Annotated in this window: 19 protein-coding genes and 1 tRNA gene; 7 read left to right on the top strand and 13 right to left on the bottom strand. The window is 55.8% G+C overall.

Going from position 1 to position 20,093, the window contains the following annotated elements; translation table 11 throughout:
• Positions 1–63 precede the first annotated feature (63 nt).
• Positions 64–885, bottom strand: a complete 822-nt coding sequence (locus H2Z84_RS00650) for a cytochrome C assembly family protein (protein WP_181834249.1) — start codon at positions 883–885, stop codon at positions 64–66.
• A 108-nt stretch (positions 886–993) separates the two neighbouring features.
• Between H2Z84_RS00650 and ffh the strand changes: the two genes are divergently transcribed.
• From ffh to purB, 3 genes are read left to right on the top strand one after another with little or no spacing between them, the layout of a single operon-like run.
• Positions 994–2,349, top strand: coding sequence for a signal recognition particle protein (ffh, locus tag H2Z84_RS00645; protein WP_181834248.1), 1,356 nt, complete (start codon positions 994–996; stop codon positions 2,347–2,349).
• 47 nt (positions 2,350–2,396) lie between these two features.
• Positions 2,397–3,374, top strand: a complete 978-nt coding sequence (locus tag H2Z84_RS00640; protein WP_181834247.1) for an ATP-grasp domain-containing protein — start codon at positions 2,397–2,399, stop codon at positions 3,372–3,374.
• Entirely contained in the window at positions 3,371–4,741 is a 1,371-nt protein-coding gene (purB, locus tag H2Z84_RS00635) for an adenylosuccinate lyase (RefSeq protein ID WP_181834246.1), read from the top strand. Before H2Z84_RS00640 ends, purB begins: the two co-directional genes overlap by 4 nt.
• Positions 4,742–4,953: 212 nt before the next feature.
• Here purB and H2Z84_RS00630 read toward each other — a convergent pair.
• From H2Z84_RS00630 to H2Z84_RS00610, 5 genes are all read right to left on the bottom strand, one after another.
• Positions 4,954–5,030 (bottom strand) — tRNA-Met (locus H2Z84_RS00630).
• 95 nt (positions 5,031–5,125) lie between these two features.
• The gene (locus H2Z84_RS00625) at positions 5,126–5,743 is read right to left on the bottom strand and encodes a thiol:disulfide interchange protein DsbA/DsbL (protein ID WP_103526140.1); all 618 of its coding nucleotides are present in this window, start codon (positions 5,741–5,743) and stop codon (positions 5,126–5,128) included.
• A 26-nt stretch (positions 5,744–5,769) separates the two neighbouring features.
• Positions 5,770–6,444: an SPOR domain-containing protein gene (locus H2Z84_RS00620; RefSeq protein ID WP_258869243.1), complete on the bottom strand. Its 675-nt coding sequence runs from the start codon at positions 6,442–6,444 to the stop codon at positions 5,770–5,772.
• A 157-nt stretch (positions 6,445–6,601) separates the two neighbouring features.
• The gene (locus H2Z84_RS00615) at positions 6,602–8,101 is read right to left on the bottom strand and encodes a YifB family Mg chelatase-like AAA ATPase (RefSeq protein WP_181834244.1); all 1,500 of its coding nucleotides are present in this window, start codon (positions 8,099–8,101) and stop codon (positions 6,602–6,604) included.
• Positions 8,102–8,107: 6 nt separating this feature from the next.
• Positions 8,108–8,395 (bottom strand): accessory factor UbiK family protein, encoded by a 288-nt coding sequence (locus H2Z84_RS00610; RefSeq protein WP_059284834.1) that lies wholly within the window; start codon positions 8,393–8,395, stop codon positions 8,108–8,110.
• A gap of 271 nt (positions 8,396–8,666) precedes the next feature.
• Between H2Z84_RS00610 and glnK the strand changes: the two genes are divergently transcribed.
• Both glnK and H2Z84_RS00600 read left to right on the top strand, forming a co-directional pair.
• Positions 8,667–9,005, top strand: coding sequence for a P-II family nitrogen regulator (glnK, locus tag H2Z84_RS00605; protein WP_124645423.1), 339 nt, complete (start codon positions 8,667–8,669; stop codon positions 9,003–9,005).
• A 24-nt stretch (positions 9,006–9,029) separates the two neighbouring features.
• Positions 9,030–10,340: an ammonium transporter gene (locus H2Z84_RS00600; protein WP_181834243.1), complete on the top strand. Its 1,311-nt coding sequence runs from the start codon at positions 9,030–9,032 to the stop codon at positions 10,338–10,340.
• Positions 10,341–10,499: 159 nt separating this feature from the next.
• Here H2Z84_RS00600 and metK read toward each other — a convergent pair whose 3' ends face one another.
• Positions 10,500–11,669, bottom strand: a complete 1,170-nt coding sequence (gene metK / locus H2Z84_RS00595; protein WP_181834242.1) for a methionine adenosyltransferase — start codon at positions 11,667–11,669, stop codon at positions 10,500–10,502.
• Positions 11,670–11,746: 77 nt separating this feature from the next.
• Between metK and H2Z84_RS00590 the strand changes: the two genes are divergently transcribed.
• Both H2Z84_RS00590 and H2Z84_RS00585 read left to right on the top strand, forming a co-directional pair.
• Complete coding sequence (locus H2Z84_RS00590; RefSeq protein WP_103526136.1) at positions 11,747–12,640, top strand: lysophospholipid acyltransferase family protein; 894 nt, start codon at positions 11,747–11,749, stop codon at positions 12,638–12,640.
• Positions 12,637–13,503, top strand: coding sequence for a lipid A biosynthesis lauroyl acyltransferase (locus H2Z84_RS00585; RefSeq protein ID WP_181834241.1), 867 nt, complete (start codon positions 12,637–12,639; stop codon positions 13,501–13,503). Before H2Z84_RS00590 ends, H2Z84_RS00585 begins: the two co-directional genes overlap by 4 nt.
• A 215-nt stretch (positions 13,504–13,718) precedes the next feature.
• Here the strand turns inward: H2Z84_RS00585 and H2Z84_RS00580 are convergent, their stop codons facing one another.
• Genes H2Z84_RS00580 through H2Z84_RS00555 form a run of 6 tightly spaced genes read right to left on the bottom strand, consistent with a single transcriptional unit; the run spans position 13,719 to position 20,087 of the window.
• Positions 13,719–14,015, bottom strand: coding sequence for a DUF2818 family protein (locus tag H2Z84_RS00580; protein WP_181834240.1), 297 nt, complete (start codon positions 14,013–14,015; stop codon positions 13,719–13,721).
• 16 nt (positions 14,016–14,031) lie between these two features.
• Positions 14,032–15,486 (bottom strand): NADH-quinone oxidoreductase subunit NuoN, encoded by a 1,455-nt coding sequence (gene nuoN, locus H2Z84_RS00575; protein WP_181834239.1) that lies wholly within the window; start codon positions 15,484–15,486, stop codon positions 14,032–14,034.
• Positions 15,487–15,504: 18 nt separating this feature from the next.
• On the bottom strand, positions 15,505–17,001 hold the full coding sequence (locus tag H2Z84_RS00570; RefSeq protein WP_103526132.1) for an NADH-quinone oxidoreductase subunit M: 1,497 nt from the start codon (positions 16,999–17,001) through the stop codon (positions 15,505–15,507).
• Between the two features lie 43 nt (positions 17,002–17,044).
• Positions 17,045–19,075, bottom strand: a complete 2,031-nt coding sequence (gene nuoL, locus H2Z84_RS00565) for an NADH-quinone oxidoreductase subunit L (protein ID WP_181834238.1) — start codon at positions 19,073–19,075, stop codon at positions 17,045–17,047.
• Positions 19,076–19,110: 35 nt separating this feature from the next.
• Positions 19,111–19,416, bottom strand: coding sequence for an NADH-quinone oxidoreductase subunit NuoK (gene nuoK / locus H2Z84_RS00560; protein ID WP_045847642.1), 306 nt, complete (start codon positions 19,414–19,416; stop codon positions 19,111–19,113).
• A gap of 26 nt (positions 19,417–19,442) precedes the next feature.
• A complete protein-coding gene (locus H2Z84_RS00555; protein WP_124645414.1) occupies positions 19,443–20,087 on the bottom strand; it encodes an NADH-quinone oxidoreductase subunit J in 645 nt (214 codons plus the stop codon).
• Positions 20,088–20,093 lie beyond the last annotated feature (6 nt).

Below are 20,093 nucleotides of genomic sequence, written 5' to 3'. Positions count from 1 at the left end.
AAGCTGCTCCTCATTACTAAGTAAAAGCGATGACAAAGAATAGAACTCGCGACAACGACTTGATCATGCACGATGCAACAACAACTCCAATACCATTTTGCTGCCGATATACGCCAATAGCAAAGCCGCGAAACCGGCTAATGCCCAGCGTATGGCCACCTTGCCACGCCACCCCTTGAAGTGACGCCCCAGCAATAATGCGGCAAACAATAGCCAGGAAATAACGGAAAAAACCGTCTTATGGCTCAGGGCCACGGCCTTGCCAAACACCTCTTCCGAAAAGAGCACTCCCGTTAGCAGAGACACTGTGAGCAAGATGAATCCAATGCCAATTACTTGGAACATCATTTTTTCCAACGACAGCAATGGTGGCAATTGTCGTACCAGAGACAACCAGCGCTTGTCATGCAATGCCTTTTCTAGAAACAGCATCAGTACGGCCAGCAAGGCAGCAATGGCAAATAGACTGTAAGCCACAATGGATACCAATACATGCAGGGCAAAAGCCGGGTTGCCCAGGTCATGCATGATGTGCTCACCAGGGAAAGCCAGCGCGAATCCCAGCGTCGCCATGGCCAGCGGCATCATGAACAGTTGCAGTCCTTCCACTCGATAAAAGAAGCTGCAGGTCCAGTAAATCACCAGCATCATCCACACGACTACTGATAAGGCACGGCCTACCCCCAGTGAAATCATGCTGCCTTCTGACAGTGGCGACATAACGGCATAGGCATGCAATAACAAGATGATACCCAACAGGGTATGCTCAAACCGGGGGTTGCGCGGCAAACTGGCAACACCTTTCCAGTTACCGATAAAGTGCCAGGAAAGGCCGCCATAGGCGAAGATGAGCAGGATTGTCAGAACAAAAATAAAAGCAGTCATGGTGTTAGCGCCATCATTTGCGGGCGTCAACCCGGCAGCTCGTGGTAAAATCGACAGTTTGAAAGTCTACACCAACCTGTCCCTCGTTGGCAGACAGAAGGACTCAGCATGCTAGACAACCTGACCAACCGCCTGTCCGGCGTCATCAAGAATCTGCGCGGCAATGCCCGCCTGACCGAAAGCAATATCCAGGATGCCTTGCGCGAAGTTCGCATGGCCTTGCTGGAGGCCGACGTTGCACTACCTGTCGTCAAATCCTTCATCGCCCAGATAAAGGAACGCGCCCTTGGCCAGGAGGTCATGGGCAGCCTGACACCAGGTCAGGCTCTGGTTGGTGTGGTCAATGACGAACTCGTCAAATTGATGGGTGAAAAAAACGACGCCCTCAATCTGGCCGCCGTTCCACCCGCCATTGTGCTGATGGCTGGTTTGCAGGGTGCAGGTAAAACCACCACAGTGGGCAAGCTGGCCAAACTGCTGAAAGAAACGCAGAAGAAAAAGATCTTGGTGGTATCGGCCGACGTATACCGCCCCGCAGCCATTGAGCAGTTGAAGCTGTTGGCCGAGCAAGTCGGCGTTGAGTGGTTCCCCTCGGATGGCCAGCAGAAACCTGTCGATATCGCCCGTGCTGCTGTTGATCATGCCAAGCGTCACTTCTTTGATGTGCTGATGGTCGATACAGCCGGTCGCCTAGCCATCGACGAAGCCATGATGGCGGAAATCAAGGCCGTGCACGCCGCCATCAATCCGGTAGAAACCCTGTTTGTCGTTGATGCGATGCAGGGCCAGGATGCAGTTAATACTGCACAGGCTTTTAATGAGGCCCTGCCGCTGACTGGTGTCATCCTAACCAAGATGGACGGTGATTCGCGTGGTGGTGCCGCACTCTCCGTGCGCCACATTACCGGCAAGCCGATCAAATTTATCGGCGTAGGTGAAAAAGTCAGTGGGCTGGAAGCCTTCCACCCTGATCGTATCGCCAGCCGCATCTTGGGCATGGGCGATGTGCTGTCGCTGATTGAAGAAGTCCAGAAGGGCATCGATCAGGACGAAGCAGCCGCCATGGCCAAGAAATTGAAGTCCGGCAAGGGCTTTGATCTGGAGGACTTCAAGGCACAGATGCAGCAGATGAAAAAAATGGGTGGCATGTCCAATCTGCTGGAAAAAATGCCGGGCCAACTGGGTCAGATGGCCAAGGGTATTCAAGGCGCAGAGGCCGAAAAATCCATGCGCCGCATCGAGGGCATCATCAACTCGATGACGATGGAAGAACGCCGCAAGCCTGAGCTGTTGAAGGCCAGCCGCAAACGCCGTATTGCAGCCGGTTCGGGTGTGACGGTGCAAGAGGTAAACCGCCTGCTCAACCAGTTTGAGCAGACGCAAAAGATGATGAAACAGTTCTCCGCCAAGGGCGGATTGATGAAAATGATGCGTGGCATGAAGGGCATGATGCCTGGGATGTAAGCGAAACGGGTGCCTGGCACCCGTTTTTCTTGACGTGAAGGAAATGCATGCAGTTTGATGTCATCGTACTGACGAAGAAATCCCTGCTCCAGCTGGCTGAGACCGACTGGTATAGCCGCCAAGTTCATCATGAGGATGGGCTGGTCATGGCAGCCTTGGCTGCTCAAGGCTTACGCGTTGGTCGCAAAGCCTGGGATGACCCTGATTTCGACTGGACACAGACACGCTGCATCCTATTTCGCACCACTTGGGACTATTTTGAGCGCTTTGACGAATTTGCCCCCTGGCTCAATCGGGTCGCACGGCAAACTACTCTGTTCAATAGCGCTGAGCTGATCAACTGGAATATCGACAAACATTATCTAGCAACACTGGCAAAAAAAGGCATCAACACGGTCAGCAGTCACTACATTGAGAGAGGTGATTCCCGCAGCCTGGAGCAGTGCCTGTACGACTGTGCATGGGAGCAGGCCATTCTCAAGCCGGTAGTGTCCGGCTCGGCACGCCACACCTATCGCCTGAATGGAGAAAACAGTGCCGCGCTGGAATGTACTTTTGCCGAGCTGATCCAGCAAGAAGCCATGATGTTGCAACCATTCCAGCAGCACATACTGAGCCAGGGCGAGTTGTCACTGATGGTGATCGATGGCGCTTTCAGTCATGCCATCCGCAAGTTGCCACAAGCAGGCGACTTCCGGGTGCAGGATGACCATGGCGGCAGTGTCCATGTCCATCAGGCCACGGTACAAGAACGCACTTTTGCCGAATCCACGGTGGCTGCACTACCTTTTGATGTGCTATATGCCCGTGTTGATATCATTCGTGATAATCACGGGCAGCTTGCCTTGATGGAAGTGGAAATGATCGAGCCCGAACTGTTTTTCCGCTTCAAGCCGGAAGCCGCCGACAAACTGGCTGCCGGACTAGCACGCAGGCTGACATACCAGCCTGACCCAAACGATTTGTTTTGTACTGAAACCTGCCAGCCCGACTGGCAAACCACGCTTGGAAATACCTCGTCATGAATCTGAACCCGCTGACCGCCCTGAGCCCGCTGGATGGCCGCTATGCCGCCCAGGTTGAAGGCTTACGCAACCTGTTCTCCGAATATGGCCTGATGAAGTTTCGTATCAAGGTAGAACTGGAATGGCTGAAAATGCTGGCTGCCGAGCCAGGCATCGAGGAAGTGAAGCCCTTCTCTGAGGCAACCATCCGCGAAATCGATGATGTCATTAGCAACTTCACTGTGCAGCATGGCGAAGAAGTAAAAGCCATCGAAGCGCGCACCAACCACGACGTCAAGGCCATTGAATACTGGCTGAAAGAGCGCCTGTCGGGCAACACCGAAGTCATGGCCGCCAGCGAGTTCATCCATTTTGCCTGCACATCCGAAGACATCAACAATCTGTCGCATGCGCTGATGCTGAAAACTGCGCGCAATACCGTGGTATTGCCGGCGCTGGACGAAGTCATCCTCAAGCTGCAACAACTGGCACACGAACTGGCCGACCTGCCGATGATGTGCCGCACACATGGCCAGCCGGCAACGCCCTCTACCATGGGCAAGGAAATGGCTAACGCCGTATATCGTCTGAAGCGTCAGCGTGAACAGCTGGTCGCCCAGGAAATTCTCGGCAAGATCAACGGCGCTGTCGGCAATTACAATGCACACTTGGTTGCCTATCCGCAAATTGACTGGGAAAGCGTGTGCGGCCGTTTTGTATCGGGCCTGGGTCTTACCTTCAACCCCTATACCATTCAGATCGAGCCGCATGATTACATGGCCGAGCTGTATCAGGTAGTGGCCCGTGTCAACACCATCCTGATCGACCTGAACCGGGACATTTGGGGCTATATCTCGCTAGGCTATTTCAAGCAGAAGGTTAAGAAAGACGAAGTTGGCAGCTCGACCATGCCGCACAAGGTGAACCCGATCGACTTCGAGAATTCTGAAGGCAATCTGGGCATGGCCAATGCCATCTTGAATCATTTGGCTGAAAAGCTGCCGCTGTCACGCTGGCAGCGCGACCTTACCGACTCCACCGTACTGCGCAATATGGGTGTTGGTTTTGGCTATACCATGCTCGGCTTCAAAGCCTGCCTGAAGGGCCTGAACAAGCTGGAAATCAATCCGACTGCCATCACTGACGAACTGGGTCGCAGCTGGGAATTGCTGGCGGAACCAATTCAGACCGTAATGCGTCGCTACGGGGTGCCCAATCCCTACGAGCAGTTGAAAGAGCTGACTCGGGGCAAAGACGGCATTACGCGCGAGACCTTGTCGGCCTTCATCAAGGGCCTGGAAATTCCCGAAACGGAAAAATCGCGCCTGCTGGAGCTGACACCGATTGCTTATGTTGGCAAAGCCGCCGAGCTGGCAAAACGCATTTGAACTGCAGAGCAATGACAAAAGCCGCCTTCGGGCGGCTTTTTTATTGACGCTGAACTAGGATCACAAAAGAATGGGCCACATCCCGAAGAATATGGCCCTAAATAGATGACTCGAGGGAATACGTTCTGAACAGCAAACTGAACGTATGTACTGCCGTGCGCAAGCACACACAAGAAAAGACCACTCATACGAGTGGTCTTTTCTTGAAAACTTGGTTGCGGGGGCAGGATTCGAACCTACGACCTTCGGGTTATGAGCCCGACGAGCTACCAGACTGCTCCACCCCGCGTCAGAGAAATGCATCTTACCGTACTAGCCAGGTAGCGTCAAGCACTTGGATAAAATTAGTTAATCAAGCACACAGACACCCCTGCGACACCAAGCTTATTTGATATTGCTCTCAGCCTTGGCCTTGGCAATCACATCATTCATCACTTCGATCAGGCGCTCCGGCGTAGCTGGTGCCAGTGCATATTTGCCATTGACCACGATGGTGGGCGTACCTTCGATATTGTATGCACGGGTGATCTGGCTGGCCCGGGCAACCTGGCTGTTGATGCCGAAGGAATTATAGGTCTGCATGAACTTGCTGACATTCACGCCTGGTTGCTTTTTCAGCCAGTCACTCAAGATCGCTGGGTCAGCCAGATTAATTTTCTTTTGCATCACAGCATCAAACACCGGGCTGTTGAGCTTTTCCATTGAGCCGGTCACATTCAGTGTGGCAAACAGTCGGGCAAAGCCCTCCATCGGCTTCTGCCAGACAATCTGCTCGCGGCGATAATCCACATACGCTGGCTTTTTCTTTTCCCAGGCAGTGATCAGCGGGTCAAGATGGAAACAATGGATGCAGGTATAGGAGAAGAACTCGATGACTTCGACTTTCTTCGGGTTGGCCACAGGCTGTGGCTTGCTCATCAGCATATAGTCCTTACCCAGCTCGGATGCTGCACTGGCAGCACCACTCAGCAGCAGCAAACCCATCATCAACCACTTTTTCATTTTTTGTCCTTTAAACGCTACGACGTTTACTCTGCCTTGACCACAGCAGCATTGATACCATCCTGTTTCAGCTGGGAACGAATCCGGTCCACATCCTCTTGTTTGCTGAGCGGACCTACCCTCACCCGATGCACCATTCCCTTGTCAGCCAGCGACACGGACTGGATCTTGGCTTCAACACCCAGCAAGGCTAGCTTGGCCTTGAGATTGTCAGCCTCATTTTCGTTCTGGAACGCACCCAGCTGCAGGTAGACCTTTTTGGCCGGAGCGGCTGCAGAAGGTTCCCGCTCCTTGCCACTTGGTTTGCCATCGGCAGGGACGGCATCCACTTGCCCCGGCAGAATCTTGTAGAAGTCGAAACGCTGCTCATCCTTGCTGCTGTTCGCAGCAGGAGCTGCCGGCTTGCTCTTGACCGTAGGTGGCGTCGTGGCTGGCGGAGCTAATTCAGCAGGCATTGGCGGTGCTGGCGGCACTTCGACTTTGGCTGGTGCGGAGGCGACCGGAGCGGCCGGCTGTACATCGGCGATCTTGGTACCGGGCTCCAGCAACTCCGTCGACGGCGCCGAAGCGGCAGATGAGGAATTCTTGTGGTCTAGTTTTTCCAAATTGGAAAAAGGAGTGGCAGAGCGATTCAAATACATCGCCAAACCAACTGCAACGGCCACACCAACAATGAGGCCGATAACAATGCCGGCCACCATGCCACCACCGCCGCTTTTACCTGCAGCGCGCGCTCGCCCGGAGGACGATGAACGCGACGAATTTTTCACATCACGATTAGCCATTTACAACTACCATTTCCATGCAGTCAATCCGCTCATTATCTATTAAAACCCGGTGAAAATATATTTCACGACATTATAAGGTCAATCCACTGCGTCGCAATTGGATGGCCTGCAGCATATGCTGCCGCCCAAGCCGCACGCTACCCTCCATATCCGCCACAGTGCGAGCAATGCGCAGTATCCGATGATAGCTTCTGGCGGACAAGCCAAGGCGATCCAAAGCCTGTGCCAGCAAGCCAAGCACCTCGGTACTGGCATGCAGATGACGGTCAAGTTCTGTCCCAGCCAGACGTGCATTACAGCATCCCTGCCGGTGCAACTGACGATCTCTTGCGGACTGCACCCGCTGGCGAATGCTGTGACTCGCCTCCGCAGTCTGATCACTGGTCAACTCCTGCGCACTGAGGTTAGCCACCTGTACATGCATGTCGATACGGTCCAGCAAGGGCCCGGACAATTTACCGGCATAGCGGGCAACCTGCTCCGGGGTGCACTGGCAACGACCAGATGGCTGTCCCAGATAACCACAGGGACAGGGATTCATGGCAGCAATAAGCTGAAAATCTGCCGGGAACGTCGCTTGCCGTGCCGCACGGGAAATATGGATTAGCTGCGACTCCAAAGGTTCACGCAATACTTCGAGTACTTTGCGCTCAAACTCTGGCAGTTCGTCCAGAAACAACACACCGTGATGCGCCAGACTGATTTCTCCTGGACGGGGATCAGACCCGCCCCCCACCAGCGCGACTGCCGAAGCGGTATGGTGCGGTGCACGATAGGGGCGTTGACGCCACTGTGCTGTATGAAAGCCCTGGGAACCCAGCGACTGTATTGCGGCTGTTTCCAATGCTTGCTGGTCATCCATGGCGGGCAAGATGCCAGGAAGACGCGAGGCCAACATAGACTTGCCCGTACCGGGCGGCCCAACCAGCAACAAGCTATGCCCGCCGGCAGCGGCGACTTCCAATGCGTAACGTGCGGCTAGCTGGCCCTTTACATCAGCCAGATCAGGATAAACGGGGCTGATGTTGTTCTGGTTGACCAAAACGGGGTCACACAGCTGCACGCCATTGAGGTGAGCACACACTTGTAACAGGCTGTCGGCGGCATAAACCTTTCCCGACAACACCAGCGAAGCTTCCAGTGCACTATTACGCGGCAAGAAAAACATCCGGCCAGCCCGGCTGGTCTGACAGGCCATGGCCAGCGCGCCTCGGATATCTCTTAGCTGCCCGCTGAGCGCTAACTCTCCGGCAAACTCATAGTCCGCGAGCTGTGGGCACTGCAGTTGGCCAGCTGCAGCCAGAATGCCAATGGCAATGGGCAGATCGAAGCGGCCGGAGTCCTTGGGCAGGTCAGCCGGTGCCAGATTGACGGTAATGCGGCGGGCAGGAAACTCAAAACCGGAATTAATGATGGCTGCTCGCACGCGATCACGGCTCTCCTTGACCTCGGTATCGGGCAGCCCAACGATGGTGAATTGCGGCAGTCCGTTGGCTAGGTGTACTTCAACCGCGACTTCCGGTGCCTGTAGGCCCGCCAGTGCGCGGCTTGAGACAACGGCAAGCGCCATCGTCGATCAGGAGTGGCCCAGTTCGGCCTGAGCTTCTGTCTTTGCTTGGGCTTCTTCTGGGAAAAGCTGGTTTTCCAACCGGGCAAGCCGCGCTTCTAGCGCAGTCAGCTTCTCGCGGGTACGGACCAATACCTCTTGCTGTACATCAAACTCTTCCCGGGTTACCAGATCCATACGGGAAAAAGTCGATGCCATCATGGCCTTGATATTCTTTTCGATATCCTTGGCCGGACTGGCGGCGATGGTATCGCTGATCTTGGCGCTGATTTCCTCAAACAATTTCTGACTCAACATTTCAGCTCTCCTTGGACGGTGGGTTCGATGATCTGTGTTGAGTTTAGCAAAATCCCTTCCGCACTGCAGTTTTGCCCTGGCGCACCAAAGCGGTGCAGTCTATTTATGATAAATGCTCCTCTGTGGTGCCGATGCCGAGTTTCAGCCGGCAAATGCTAGTTATTGCAAAGAAATTTCTTAACTATCAGTCAGATAACAAGCTGGCACGGTTTATGCAAAGCTCTTGTCAGCTAGGCAAATACACATCTGGGTCCATTACAAAGGAGTGAACATGAAACTGGTCACCGCCGTGATCAAGCCGTTCAAGCTTGATGAAGTACGTGAAGCGCTATCCGCCATTGGCGTACAAGGCATTACCGTCACGGAAGTAAAAGGCTTTGGTCGTCAGAAAGGCCACACCGAACTCTACCGCGGTGCCGAATACGTAGTGGACTTTCTGCCGAAGGTAAAACTGGAAATCGCCATCGATGACAACCTGCTCGACCAGGTTGTTGAGGCCATCGAGAAATCGGCTCGTACCGGCAAGATTGGTGATGGCAAGATTTTTGTCTTCGACCTCGAACAAATCGTGCGGATCCGGACCGGGGAAACCGGTATCGACGCGGTTTAAGCCACGCTCTACAGGGGAAACAAAATGAAGAAAAAACTTGCTGCATTGGGTACCAGCCTGCTTGCGCTGGCACTACCGGTTCTGGCTGATGCGCCAGCCGGCCCGGCCATGGCCGATTTCAAGGTGATCAACTCCGGTGATACCGCCTGGATGCTCACTTCCACCGCACTGGTGCTGTTCATGACCATTCCGGGTCTGGCCCTGTTCTACGGCGGCATGGTCCGTAAAAAGAACGTGCTGTCGACATTGATGCAAAGTTTTGCCATCACCGCACTGGTCACCGTACTGTGGGCTGTGGTGGGTTACAGCCTGGCCTTTACCGTTGGCAACCCCTATCTGGGTGACCTGAGCCGCGTCTTCCTGGATGGCATGGACTACATTGCCGACACCAAGAAAGTGGCGGTTCACCCGGCGGCCGGCACCATTCCGGAATCGGTGTTCATGATGTTCCAGATGACCTTTGCCATCATTACCCCGGCACTGATCACCGGCGCGTTTGCTGAACGGATGAAGTTCTCTGCCCTGCTGATCTTTACCGCACTGTGGTCCTTGCTGGTTTACGTACCGGTTGCCCACTGGGTGTGGGGTCCGGGCGGCTGGATGAGTGGCCAGGGCGTACTGGACTTTGCTGGCGGTACCGTGGTTCACATCAATGCTGGTATCGCGGGCCTGATCTGTGCCCTGGTAATGGGCAAGCGTGTTGGTTTTGGCAAGGAAGCCATGCCCCCGCACAACCTGATCCTGACCCTGATTGGTGCTTCCATGCTGTGGGTGGGCTGGTTCGGCTTCAACGCCGGCTCTGCGGTCGCTGCTGATGGCCGTGCCGGTATGGCCATGGTGACCACCCAGGTTGCTACCGGTATTGCTGCACTGGCCTGGACCTTTGCTGAGTGGATTCACAAGAAGAAGCCGTCGGTACTGGGTATTGCTTCCGGTGCAGTAGCAGGCCTGGTAGCCATCACTCCCGCCGCAGGCTTCGTGGATGTGAAAGGTGCCTTGATTATTGGTGCAGTAGCTGGCGTGGTTTGCTTCTGGGGTGCAACTGGCCTGAAGCATATGCTGGGCTACGATGACTCGCTGGATGCCTTCGGTGTACACGGCGTTGGCGGTATCGTTGGTGCGCTGCTGACTGGTGTGTTTGCAGTGAAGAGCATTGGTGGTGCGGAAGGTAGCCTGGCTACCCAGGCAATCGGTGTGGGTGTGACCGTGGTGTACTGCGCCATCATCACCTTCATCCTGCTGAAGATTATCGATGTGGTTGTTGGTCTGCGTGTGGCCGAGGATGAAGAACGTGAAGGCCTGGATGTGGTATTGCACGGCGAACGCGTGGAATAACAGCAGACCGATACCGATTTACTTGTTGTGGTAAGGGACTTAGGGGCGCTTCGGCGCCCTCTTTTTTTGCCTGTATCAAAGCTAATGCCCTGTTGCTGGGCATAAAAAAGCACCGGATTCACATCCGGTGCTTTTGTCTTACTTTGACTTGCTACCTGATTACAGGCCGGCGTCTGCGCGCAGTGCCTCTACCTTGTCGGTGCGTTCCCAGGTGAATTCCGGCTCTTCACGACCGAAGTGGCCGTAAGCAGCGGTCTTGCCGTAGATCGGGCGCAGCAGGTCCAGCATCTGGATGATGCCTTTCGGGCGCAGGTCGAAGTGCTTCTTCACCAGTTCCACGATCTTCTCGTTCGGGATCTTGTTGGTGCCGAAGGTATCCACCGCAATCGAGGTCGGCTCGGCCACGCCGATGGCGTAGGAAACCTGGATCTGGCACTGACGGGCCAGGCCGGCGGCCACGATGTTCTTGGCCACGTAACGGCCGGCATAGGCGGCCGAACGGTCGACCTTGGACGGGTCCTTGCCGGAGAAGGCACCACCACCGTGCGGGGCTGCACCGCCGTAGGTATCGACAATGATCTTGCGGCCGGTCAGGCCGCAATCGCCCATCGGGCCGCCAATCACGAAGCGGCCAGTCGGATTGACCAGGTACTTGGTTTCGGCAGTCAGCATGTCCGGCGGCAGCACCGGTTTGATGATGTCTTCGATGACAGCTTCGGTCAGCGTCTTGTGATCGATTTCCGGGCTGTGCTGGGTGGACAGCACCACGGTGTCGATGCGCTTGGGCAGGCCGGTTTCACCGTCGTAAACGCAGGTGATCTGGCTCTTGGCATCCGGACGCAGCCATGGCAGACGACCATCCTTGCGCAGTTCGGCCTGGCGTTGTACCAGACGGTGTGCGTAATAGATGGGGAAAGGCATCAGCGTCGGGGTTTCATCGCAGGCGTAGCCGAACATCAGGCCTTGGTCGCCAGCGCCCTGATTCAGGTCCAAGCCTTCACCTTCGTTAACGCCCTGGGCGATGTCTTGCGACTGCTTGTCGTAGCAGGCCATGACCGCGCAACCGTGGTAGTCGAAGCCCAGTTCGGAGTTGTCATAGCCGATGCGCTTGATGGTTTCGCGTGCGACCTTGATGTAGTCGATATTGGCCGAGGTGGTGATCTCGCCAGCCAGTACTACCAGGCCGGTATTGACCAGCGTTTCGGCAGCAACGCGAGCGTATTTGTCTTCGCGCAGGATGGCATCGAGGATGGCATCAGAGATTTGGTCGGCGACTTTGTCCGGATGGCCTTCCGATACCGACTCCGACGTAAACAGATATTCGCTCATTTGTTTGTTGATTCCCGAATAAAGCAAAACAGTGTGATGATAAAATAGGCCGCTTTACGATCACCACTGACTAAACCATGTCCAAGCTGGTCCAACTCATGTTGTCCTTGCTGGCGCGTTTGCCGCTGTCGTGGCTGCAAAGTCTCGGCGCCATACTGGGGCGGCTAACTTATCTCGCCTCCCCGCGCTATGCGCAAAGGATGAGAGATAATCTGGCGTCGAGTAAAATCTGTGAAAATTATCAGGTTTTACAAGGACTAGTCAAACAATCCGCACGAGAAACCGGCAAAGGTGCATTGGAATTGTCCATCGCCTGGTGCCGCGAACCGGAAGACATCGCGGCGCTGGTCAAGGCATGCCATGGCTGGCAGCACGTAGAAGCTGCCCTGCAGGCTGGCCACGGCATCGTATTCGTTACCCCGCACCTGGGTAGCTACGATATTGCTGGTCGCTATATCAGCTCGCGCCTGCCCTTCCCGCTTACCGCCATGTATCGTCCTCCCAAGCTGAGCTGGCTGGAGCCGGTAATGCAGGCAGGCCGGGCCAGGGGCAAAGGCAAGACTGCGCCGGCCACCGGTGCAGGCGTCAGAATCCTGATGAAGGCACTCAAGTCGGGCGAGGCAACCATCATCCTGCCCGACCAGGTACCCGGTAATGGCGAGGGAGTGTGGGCGCCATTTTTTGGCAAGCCGGCCTACACCATGAGTCTGGTGCCGCGTCTGGCACAGGTGAGCGGTGTTGAGGTGTTGTTCTTTGTCGGCGAACGCCTGCCACACGGTGAGGGCTTTGTCGTGCATATCGAGTCCATGCCGCAGCCTTTCAGCGGGGACAAGGATGCCGACTGTGCCTTGCTCAACCACACTGTGGAAAACCTGATCCGCCGCTTCCCCAGCCAGTATCTGTGGAGCTATAACCGTTACAAATGTCCGGCCGGCGTCACGCCGCCTGACCATCTGCAAGGAAACCCATGAAGATTGCTTTTGCCCTGTTATGGCTGATTCGCCTGCTGCCCATGTGGGCTATTGGTCTGCTGGCAGATACCATTGGCCTAGTCGCTTACCACTTGGCAGCAGATCGCCGCAAGGTTGGGTTGACCAATCTGCGGCTGTGTTTCCCACAGATGACGGAAGCCGAGCGCATCAAGCTGGTCAAGGCCAATTTCGGCTTCATGATCCGGCTGGCACTTGAGTATGGCGTAGCCTGGTGGAGCTCGGCTGAGCGTATCCGCAAGCTGGTCACCATCAAGAATCTGCATATCGTGGAAGAGCTGCGCGCCAAGGGTGAGGATGTGATCCTGTTCTACCCGCACTTTGTCGGCTTTGAAATGTGCGTGTTTGCGCTCAATCAGGTGCTGCCGCTGGTCAGTGTGTATTCACAGCAGAAAAACGACACCCTGGATGCGCAGATCTATGCTGGCCGCCAGCGCTATGACAACTGCTACATCGTGCCGCGTAACGAAGGCCTGCGCTCCATCATCAAGGCCATGCGCAAGGAGCACACTCCTTTCCTTTATCTGCCGGATCAGGATTTTGGTGCCCGGGACTCGGTCTTCGTGAAATTCTTTGAAAAGGACGCCGCGACCATTACCGGTTTGTCGCGCATCAGTAAGCTGGCCAAGGCGCGCGTGGTGCCCTTGATTGCACGCCGCGTGGGTAATCGCTTTGAGCTGGAATTTTATCCGGCATGGGAGAATTACCCGACGGAGGATGTCGTGGCCGATACCCGCCGCATGAATGCCTTTCTGGAAGAGCGCATCCGCGAGATACCCAGCCAGTATTTCTGGCTGCACAAACGCTTCAAGACCCGCCCGGAAGGCGAGGAACGCATCTATTGATGCGGCGATACAGCAGACTTGCTTGATGACAGACAGCCCGGCTTCGTGCCGGGTTTTTCTTGTCCATCGCAGAGCCATGTCCTGCGGATATTTCCTGCGGGTCCCGCAGGCAGCGGGCTGCCACTGTGGGCCAATCAGCTGACTACAGTAGCAGGCCATCACTTGCACAATAAAAAACCCGGCCAAGGCCGGGTTCTTCTGCAAAACCGTTCTTGTTAACTGCTGCGTTTCTTCCAGAAGGTCTGATAGACAAATCCCGGAAAGGCAAACACCAGAAACAAGGCTACCGTCGTCACGTAAAACTGCCAGTGCTGCGGCTGGACCGGCATCTGCCGCGCTTCCAGAAAGCGCGCAAACACACCGACCAGCACAAACAGTACCAGCAACTCCAGCAAGCGCCAGCCGAAGTGCTTGTTACCCATGCGGATGACGCCTCCCAGACGCTGGGTCAGGAAGGGCAGATTGGCTGCCACAAAGGCGACAATCAACAAAGTAGCAACACTGGCTTGCATGCTGGCAGCTTTCCTATCAGATAACGGTGAGCGACTGCTTCATCGCCTGAATGCACAATTCGATCACACGCTCCGGCAGCATGCCCAGCACCAGCAATGCCACGGCATTGATGGACAGCACCAGCTTCATGTCGGCACGCATCACGATGGCCGAGGTGTCCTGGGCTTCATCAAAGTAGATGTTCTTCACGACACGCAGGTAGTAGAAGGCGCCGATCAGCGACATCATCACGGCAATGATGGCCAGCCAGTACAGGTGAATGTCCACGATCGCCTTGATCACGGCGAACTTGGCGTAGAAACCTGCCAGCGGCGGCACACCGGCCATGGAGAACATGGTCAGCAGCATCAGCAGGGCATACCAGCTGTTGCGGCTGTTCAGGCCCTTCAGATCATCCAGGGTTTCGCATTCGAAGCCGGCGCGGGACAAGCCCAGCAGGATACCGAAGCTGACCATGGACATCAGCACGTAGATGAGCGAGTAGAACAAGGCGGCGGCATAGCCATCCGACGTACCGGCCAGCAGGCCGAGCAGCAGGAAGCCCATGTGCGAGATGGTGGAGTAAGCCAGCATGCGCTTGATATTGGTCTGGGCGATGGCGGTGATGTTACCAATGGCCATCGACAACACGGCAACCAGTGCCAGCATCGCTTGCCAATCAGCCACCATGGCCTCCAAGCCTTGCACCAGGATGCGCAGCACGAATACAAAGGCAGCCAGCTTGGGCGCAGCACCAATCATCAGCGTCACCGCAGTGGCCGAGCCCTGGTACACATCCGGTACCCACATGTGGAAGGGAACCGTACCCAGCTTGAAACACAGGCCCGCCACGATGAACACCAGACCGAACACCAGCAGCATGTCGTTGGCAGTGTGCATCTTGATGGCCTTGGCCACCAAGGCCAGATCCAGCGTGCCGGTAGCACCGTAGATCATCGAAATACCGTACAGCAGCAGGCCGGAAGCCAGCGCACCCAGTACGAAGTATTTCATGGCGGCTTCAGTTGCCTTCACTTCGTCACGTTGCAAGGCGATCAGCGAGTACAGCGACAGCGACAGCAGTTCCAGGCCCATGTACAGCGACAGGAAGTGTGAAGCCGACACCATGATGTTCATGCCCAACAGGGCAAACACGGCCAAGGTGAAGAACTCGCCGCGGAACAGGCCGCGATCGGCAATGTACTGGCGACTATATACCAGCACCATGGCGGTACTGGCATACATGGCCAGCTTTACCAGACTGGACAACGCATCGCTGACAAACATGCCGGAAAAACTATGCACCGGCACGGCGGAGTAGGTATACACCTGCAGCGCCGCACAACCTGCCAGAGTCAGCAGGGTGAGGCCGTAGGTGATGCCACGCTTCGCATCCGAAATGAAAGCATCGAGCATGAGGATGACCAGCATCGCCAGGAACATGAACAGTTCGGGCAAGGCAGGCATCAGGTTCAGATCAGCCCAATTCATTATGTTTTCCTTATGGCCTTAGAGCTTGGTCTGCGCAACATGCGCAATCAGGTCATTCACCGACAGGTGCATCTTTTCGACGAAGCCTTGCGGGTACAGACCCATGCCCAGCACTGCAATGGCCAGTACGGCCAGCACCAGGAATTCGCGTTTGTTCACATCAGCCATTTCTTCCACATGGTGATTGCTCACCTCGCCGAAGATCACCCGCTTGTACATCCACAGGGTGTAGGCCGCACCGAAGATCAGGGTAGTGGCAGCCAAGGCCGCATACCAGAAGTTAACCTGCACCGCCCCCATGATCACCATGAACTCACCGGCAAAACCAGACGTGGCCGGCAGACCGGAGTTGGCCATGGCAAACAGCATCATGAAAGCAGCAAAAATCGGCATCTTGTTCGCCACACCGCCGTAGTCGGCAATGTTGCGGCTGTGAACGCGGTCATACATCACACCGATACAGAAGAACATGCCGGCGGAAACAAAACCGTGCGACACCATCTGCACCAGCGCGCCTTCTACCGCCCACTGATTCAGGTGCGAACCGGTGAACATGAACAGACCGAGGGTAACGAAGCCCATGTGCGAAATGGAGGAGTAAGCCACCAGTTTCTTCATGTCGCTCTGCACCAGCGCGACCAAGCCGATATACACCACGGCCACCAGCGACAGTGCCACCATGATCCACGACAGTTCGCGTGCCGCATCCGGCAGGATGGGGAGAGCAAACCGCAGGAAGCCGTAAGCACCGATCTTCAGGGTGATTGCAGCCAGCACCATGGAACCGCCAGTCGGCGCTTCAACGTGGGCATCAGGCAACCAGGTGTGGACCGGCCACATCGGCACCTTCACCGCAAACGACAGGAAGAAGGCGATGAACAGCAGGATCTGCACGTTCAGCGGAATCTTGGCAATTGCCTGGAAAGCCTGGATGTCGAAGGTCTTGCCAGCCTGGAAATACAGGTAGATCAAGGCCACCAGCATCAGCAGTGAACCGAGCAGGGTGTACAGGAAAAACTTGAAAGACGCATACACACGGCGCGGACCACCCCAGACACCGATAATGAGATACATCGGGATCAGCATGCCTTCAAAGAAGACATAGAACAGGATGGCATCCAGTGCGGCAAACGCACCGTTGATCAAGCCGGACATGATCAGGAAGGCCGCCATGTACTGCGCCGGACGCTTCTGGATCACCTGCCAGCCAGCCAGTACCACCATCAGGGTGGTAAAGCTGTTGAGGATGACGAACAGCATGGATATGCCGTCCACTCCCAAGTGGTACTGGATGCCAAAGGAGGCAATCCACGGCTTCACTTCCTCGAACTGCATGCCACCGTTGAGGTTGTCGAAGCCGGTAAACAGCGGCAGAGACAGCAGGAAACCGATCAAGGCACCGGCTACTGCCAGCCAGCGGGCCAGGTTGGCCCGTTGGTCTCCTCCCGTAGCCAGCACCAGCAACCCGGCCACGATGGGGGCCCAGATCACCAGACTTAACTGATTTGTGAACATAGTCAAAACCTAAGTAGTTATTCCAATTCCAGAGGTCTGGGCCTTAGCGCAGGATGATCTGCGAGAACCACAGCGTCATCAGTGCCAACACGCCGATAATCATGGTCATGGCGTAGCTGTAGATGAAACCGGTCTGCAGCTTGCGTACCAGCTTGGAGAAGGTTCCCACCAGCTTGGCTGCACCATTCACCACCAGGCCATCGATCAGCAGCATGTCACCCACCTTCCAGAAGAAGGTACCCAGGGCGCGCGAGCCCTTGGCAAACACGGCATAGTACAGCTCGTCCAGGTAGTACTTGTTTTCCAGTACCTGGTTGATGAAGCTGAACTTCTGCTTGATGGCGGCCGGGATTTGCGGAGCCTTCATATAGAAGAACCAGGCTGTCACCACACCGGCCAGGGCCAGCAGGAAAGGCAGCGAGGTAAAGGCATGCATGCCCATGGCGCTGGCGCCGTGGAATTCATGTGCCAGTTCTTCCAGTGCCGGGTGTGCCTCGCTGTGAATCGCGATGACACCCTTGAAGAAGGAACCGTAAACCAGCGGCTCGATGGCGAAGAAACCAACCAGAACCGACGGAATGGCCAACAGCACCAGCGGCAGGGTCACCACCCACGGCGATTCATGCGGCTTGTCATTCGGACCCAGACCATGGTGGTGGTCGTGGTCATCGTGACCGTGATGGTGATCATCTTTTTTCTCCATCCAGCGTTCCTTGCCATGGAAGACCAGGAAGTACATGCGGAAGGAGTAGAAGGCAGTCACGAACACGCCAGCAATCACGGCGAAGTAGGCAAAACCGGCTGCCGGCAAGTGCGACAGCTGTACCGCTTCGATGATGGAGTCTTTGGAATAGAAACCGGAGAAGAACGGCGTACCGATCAGCGCCAGCGAGCCCAGCAGCGAAGTCAGCCAGGTAATCGGCATGTACTTGCGCAGGCCGCCCATATTGCGCATGTCCTGGTCATGGTGCATGCCCATGATGACGGAACCGGCGCCAAGGAACAGCAGGGCCTTGAAGAAAGCGTGAGTCATCACATGGAACATGGCAACCGGGTAAGCCGAGGCACCCAGAGCAACGGTCATGTACCCCAGCTGGGACAAGGTGGAATAAGCCACCACGCGCTTGATGTCATTCTGCACAATGCCGAGAAAGCCCATGAACAGCGCAGTAATCGAACCTGCAACCAGGATCACGTTCAGCGCGGTATCAGACAATTCGAACAGCGGGCTCATACGCGACACCATGAAGATACCGGCCGTCACCATAGTGGCGGCGTGGATCAACGCGGAGATCGGAGTCGGGCCTTCCATCGAGTCCGGCAGCCATACGTGCAGCGGGAACTGTGCCGACTTACCCATGGCACCGATGAACAGCAGGATGCAGGTAACGCTCAGCAGCGACCAGTCGTGGCCCGGGATGATCTGGATGGTCTTGCTGGCCAGTGCCGGCGCTGCAGCGAATACATCGCTGTAGTTCAGCGAACCGCCGAAGTAGGCCAGGACCAGACCGATACCCAGCAGGAAACCGAAGTCGCCCACGCGGTTGACCAAGAAGGCCTTTAGGTTGGCGTAGATCGCAGTCGGACGCTTGAACCAGAAGCCGATCAGCAGGTAGGACACCAGGCCCACAGCTTCCCAACCGAAAAACAGCTGGATGAAGTTGTTGCTCATCACCAGCATCAGCATCGAGAAGGTAAACAGCGAAATATAGCTGAAGAAGCGCTGATAACCCGGATCTTCCTGCATGTAGCCGATGGTGTAGATATGCACCATCAGCGACACGAAGGTGACCACCACCAGCATCATTGCCGTCAGCGAATCCACCAGGAAGCCGACCGAGAACTCGTAGCCACCGACAGTCAGCCAGGTATAGACCGGCGCGTTGAAGACTTCTGCCTGCCCGCTAAGGAAGGCATAAAGTACCTTGAAGGACAGGGCTGCCGAGACTGCCACGCCGAGAATCGTCACGACGTGGGAAGCGCGGCGGCCGATTGCCCATCCAAACAAGCCTGCGATGATGGATCCCACCAGTGGTGAGAGCGCAATCAGCAGGTATAAGCTTTTCATATCCATGCTTGTGTGCTTTGTAGTTTGGTAACCGGTTTGCCTTAGCCCTTGAGGCTGCCCAGGTCTTCAACGTTGATGGTCCGCATATTGCGGAACAGCACCACCAGAATGGCCAGACCAATGGCCGACTCTGCCGCTGCTACCGTCAGGATGAAGAATACGAAAATCTGGCCTGCTGTATCGGACAGGTAATGCGAGAAGGCAATGAAGTTGAAATTCACTGCCAGCAGCATCAGTTCGATGGCCATCAACAGCACGATCAGGTTCTTCCGGTTCAGGAAAATCCCCAGCACGCTGATGGCAAACAGGATTGCGGCCAGCACCAGGAAGTGAGTTAGTGTCAGCACATTTCCTCCCTTATGTTGTTCGGCCGTCAGGCCTGTTGCTCACCGGACTCGGCAGTATCGGCCGCTTCCACATTTTTTTCGGCTTGCATCTTCACGATGCGCACACGGTCCTGACTGCGAACCTTGACCTGATCTGCTGCATCCACCACCTTGGTGTCCTTGCGGCTACGCTGGGTCAGACCGATTGCAGCCACCATGGCCACCAGCAGTACGACAGCAGCCAGTTCGAAGGGCAGCAGGTAGGTGGTATACAGCTGGCGACCCAGTACCTTCACATTGCTGGCATCAGCCGCAAGTGCCGCGCCGGCCTTGTAGTCGGCCAGACCAGTATGTGGATTGGTCAGGATCAGCACCATTTCGAAGGCCATGATCAGGCCAACGGTGGCGGCCACCGGGAAATTGCGCCAGAAACCCTCGCGCAGCTTTTCCACGTTGATGTCCAGCATCATCACCACGAACAGGAACAGCACCATCACCGCGCCGACATAGACCAGTACCAGGGTAATGGCCAGGAACTCGGACTGCAGCAGCAACCAATGACCAGAGCTAGTGAAGAAAGCCAGCACCAAGTACAACACGGCGTGAACCGGGTTCTTGGCAGTGACCACCCGTATCGCCGCAAACAGCAAAATGGCGGACAGGATGTAGAAAATAACCGTAGTCATGCTCATGAGGTC

Source organism: Aquitalea aquatica (genome assembly GCF_013911085.1).
In the GTDB taxonomy this organism is placed as follows: Bacteria; Pseudomonadota; Gammaproteobacteria; order Burkholderiales; family Chromobacteriaceae; genus Aquitalea; species Aquitalea aquatica.
The sequence above is the reverse complement of the archived record's forward strand: the minus strand, read 5'-3'. Positions and strand labels throughout refer to the sequence as shown.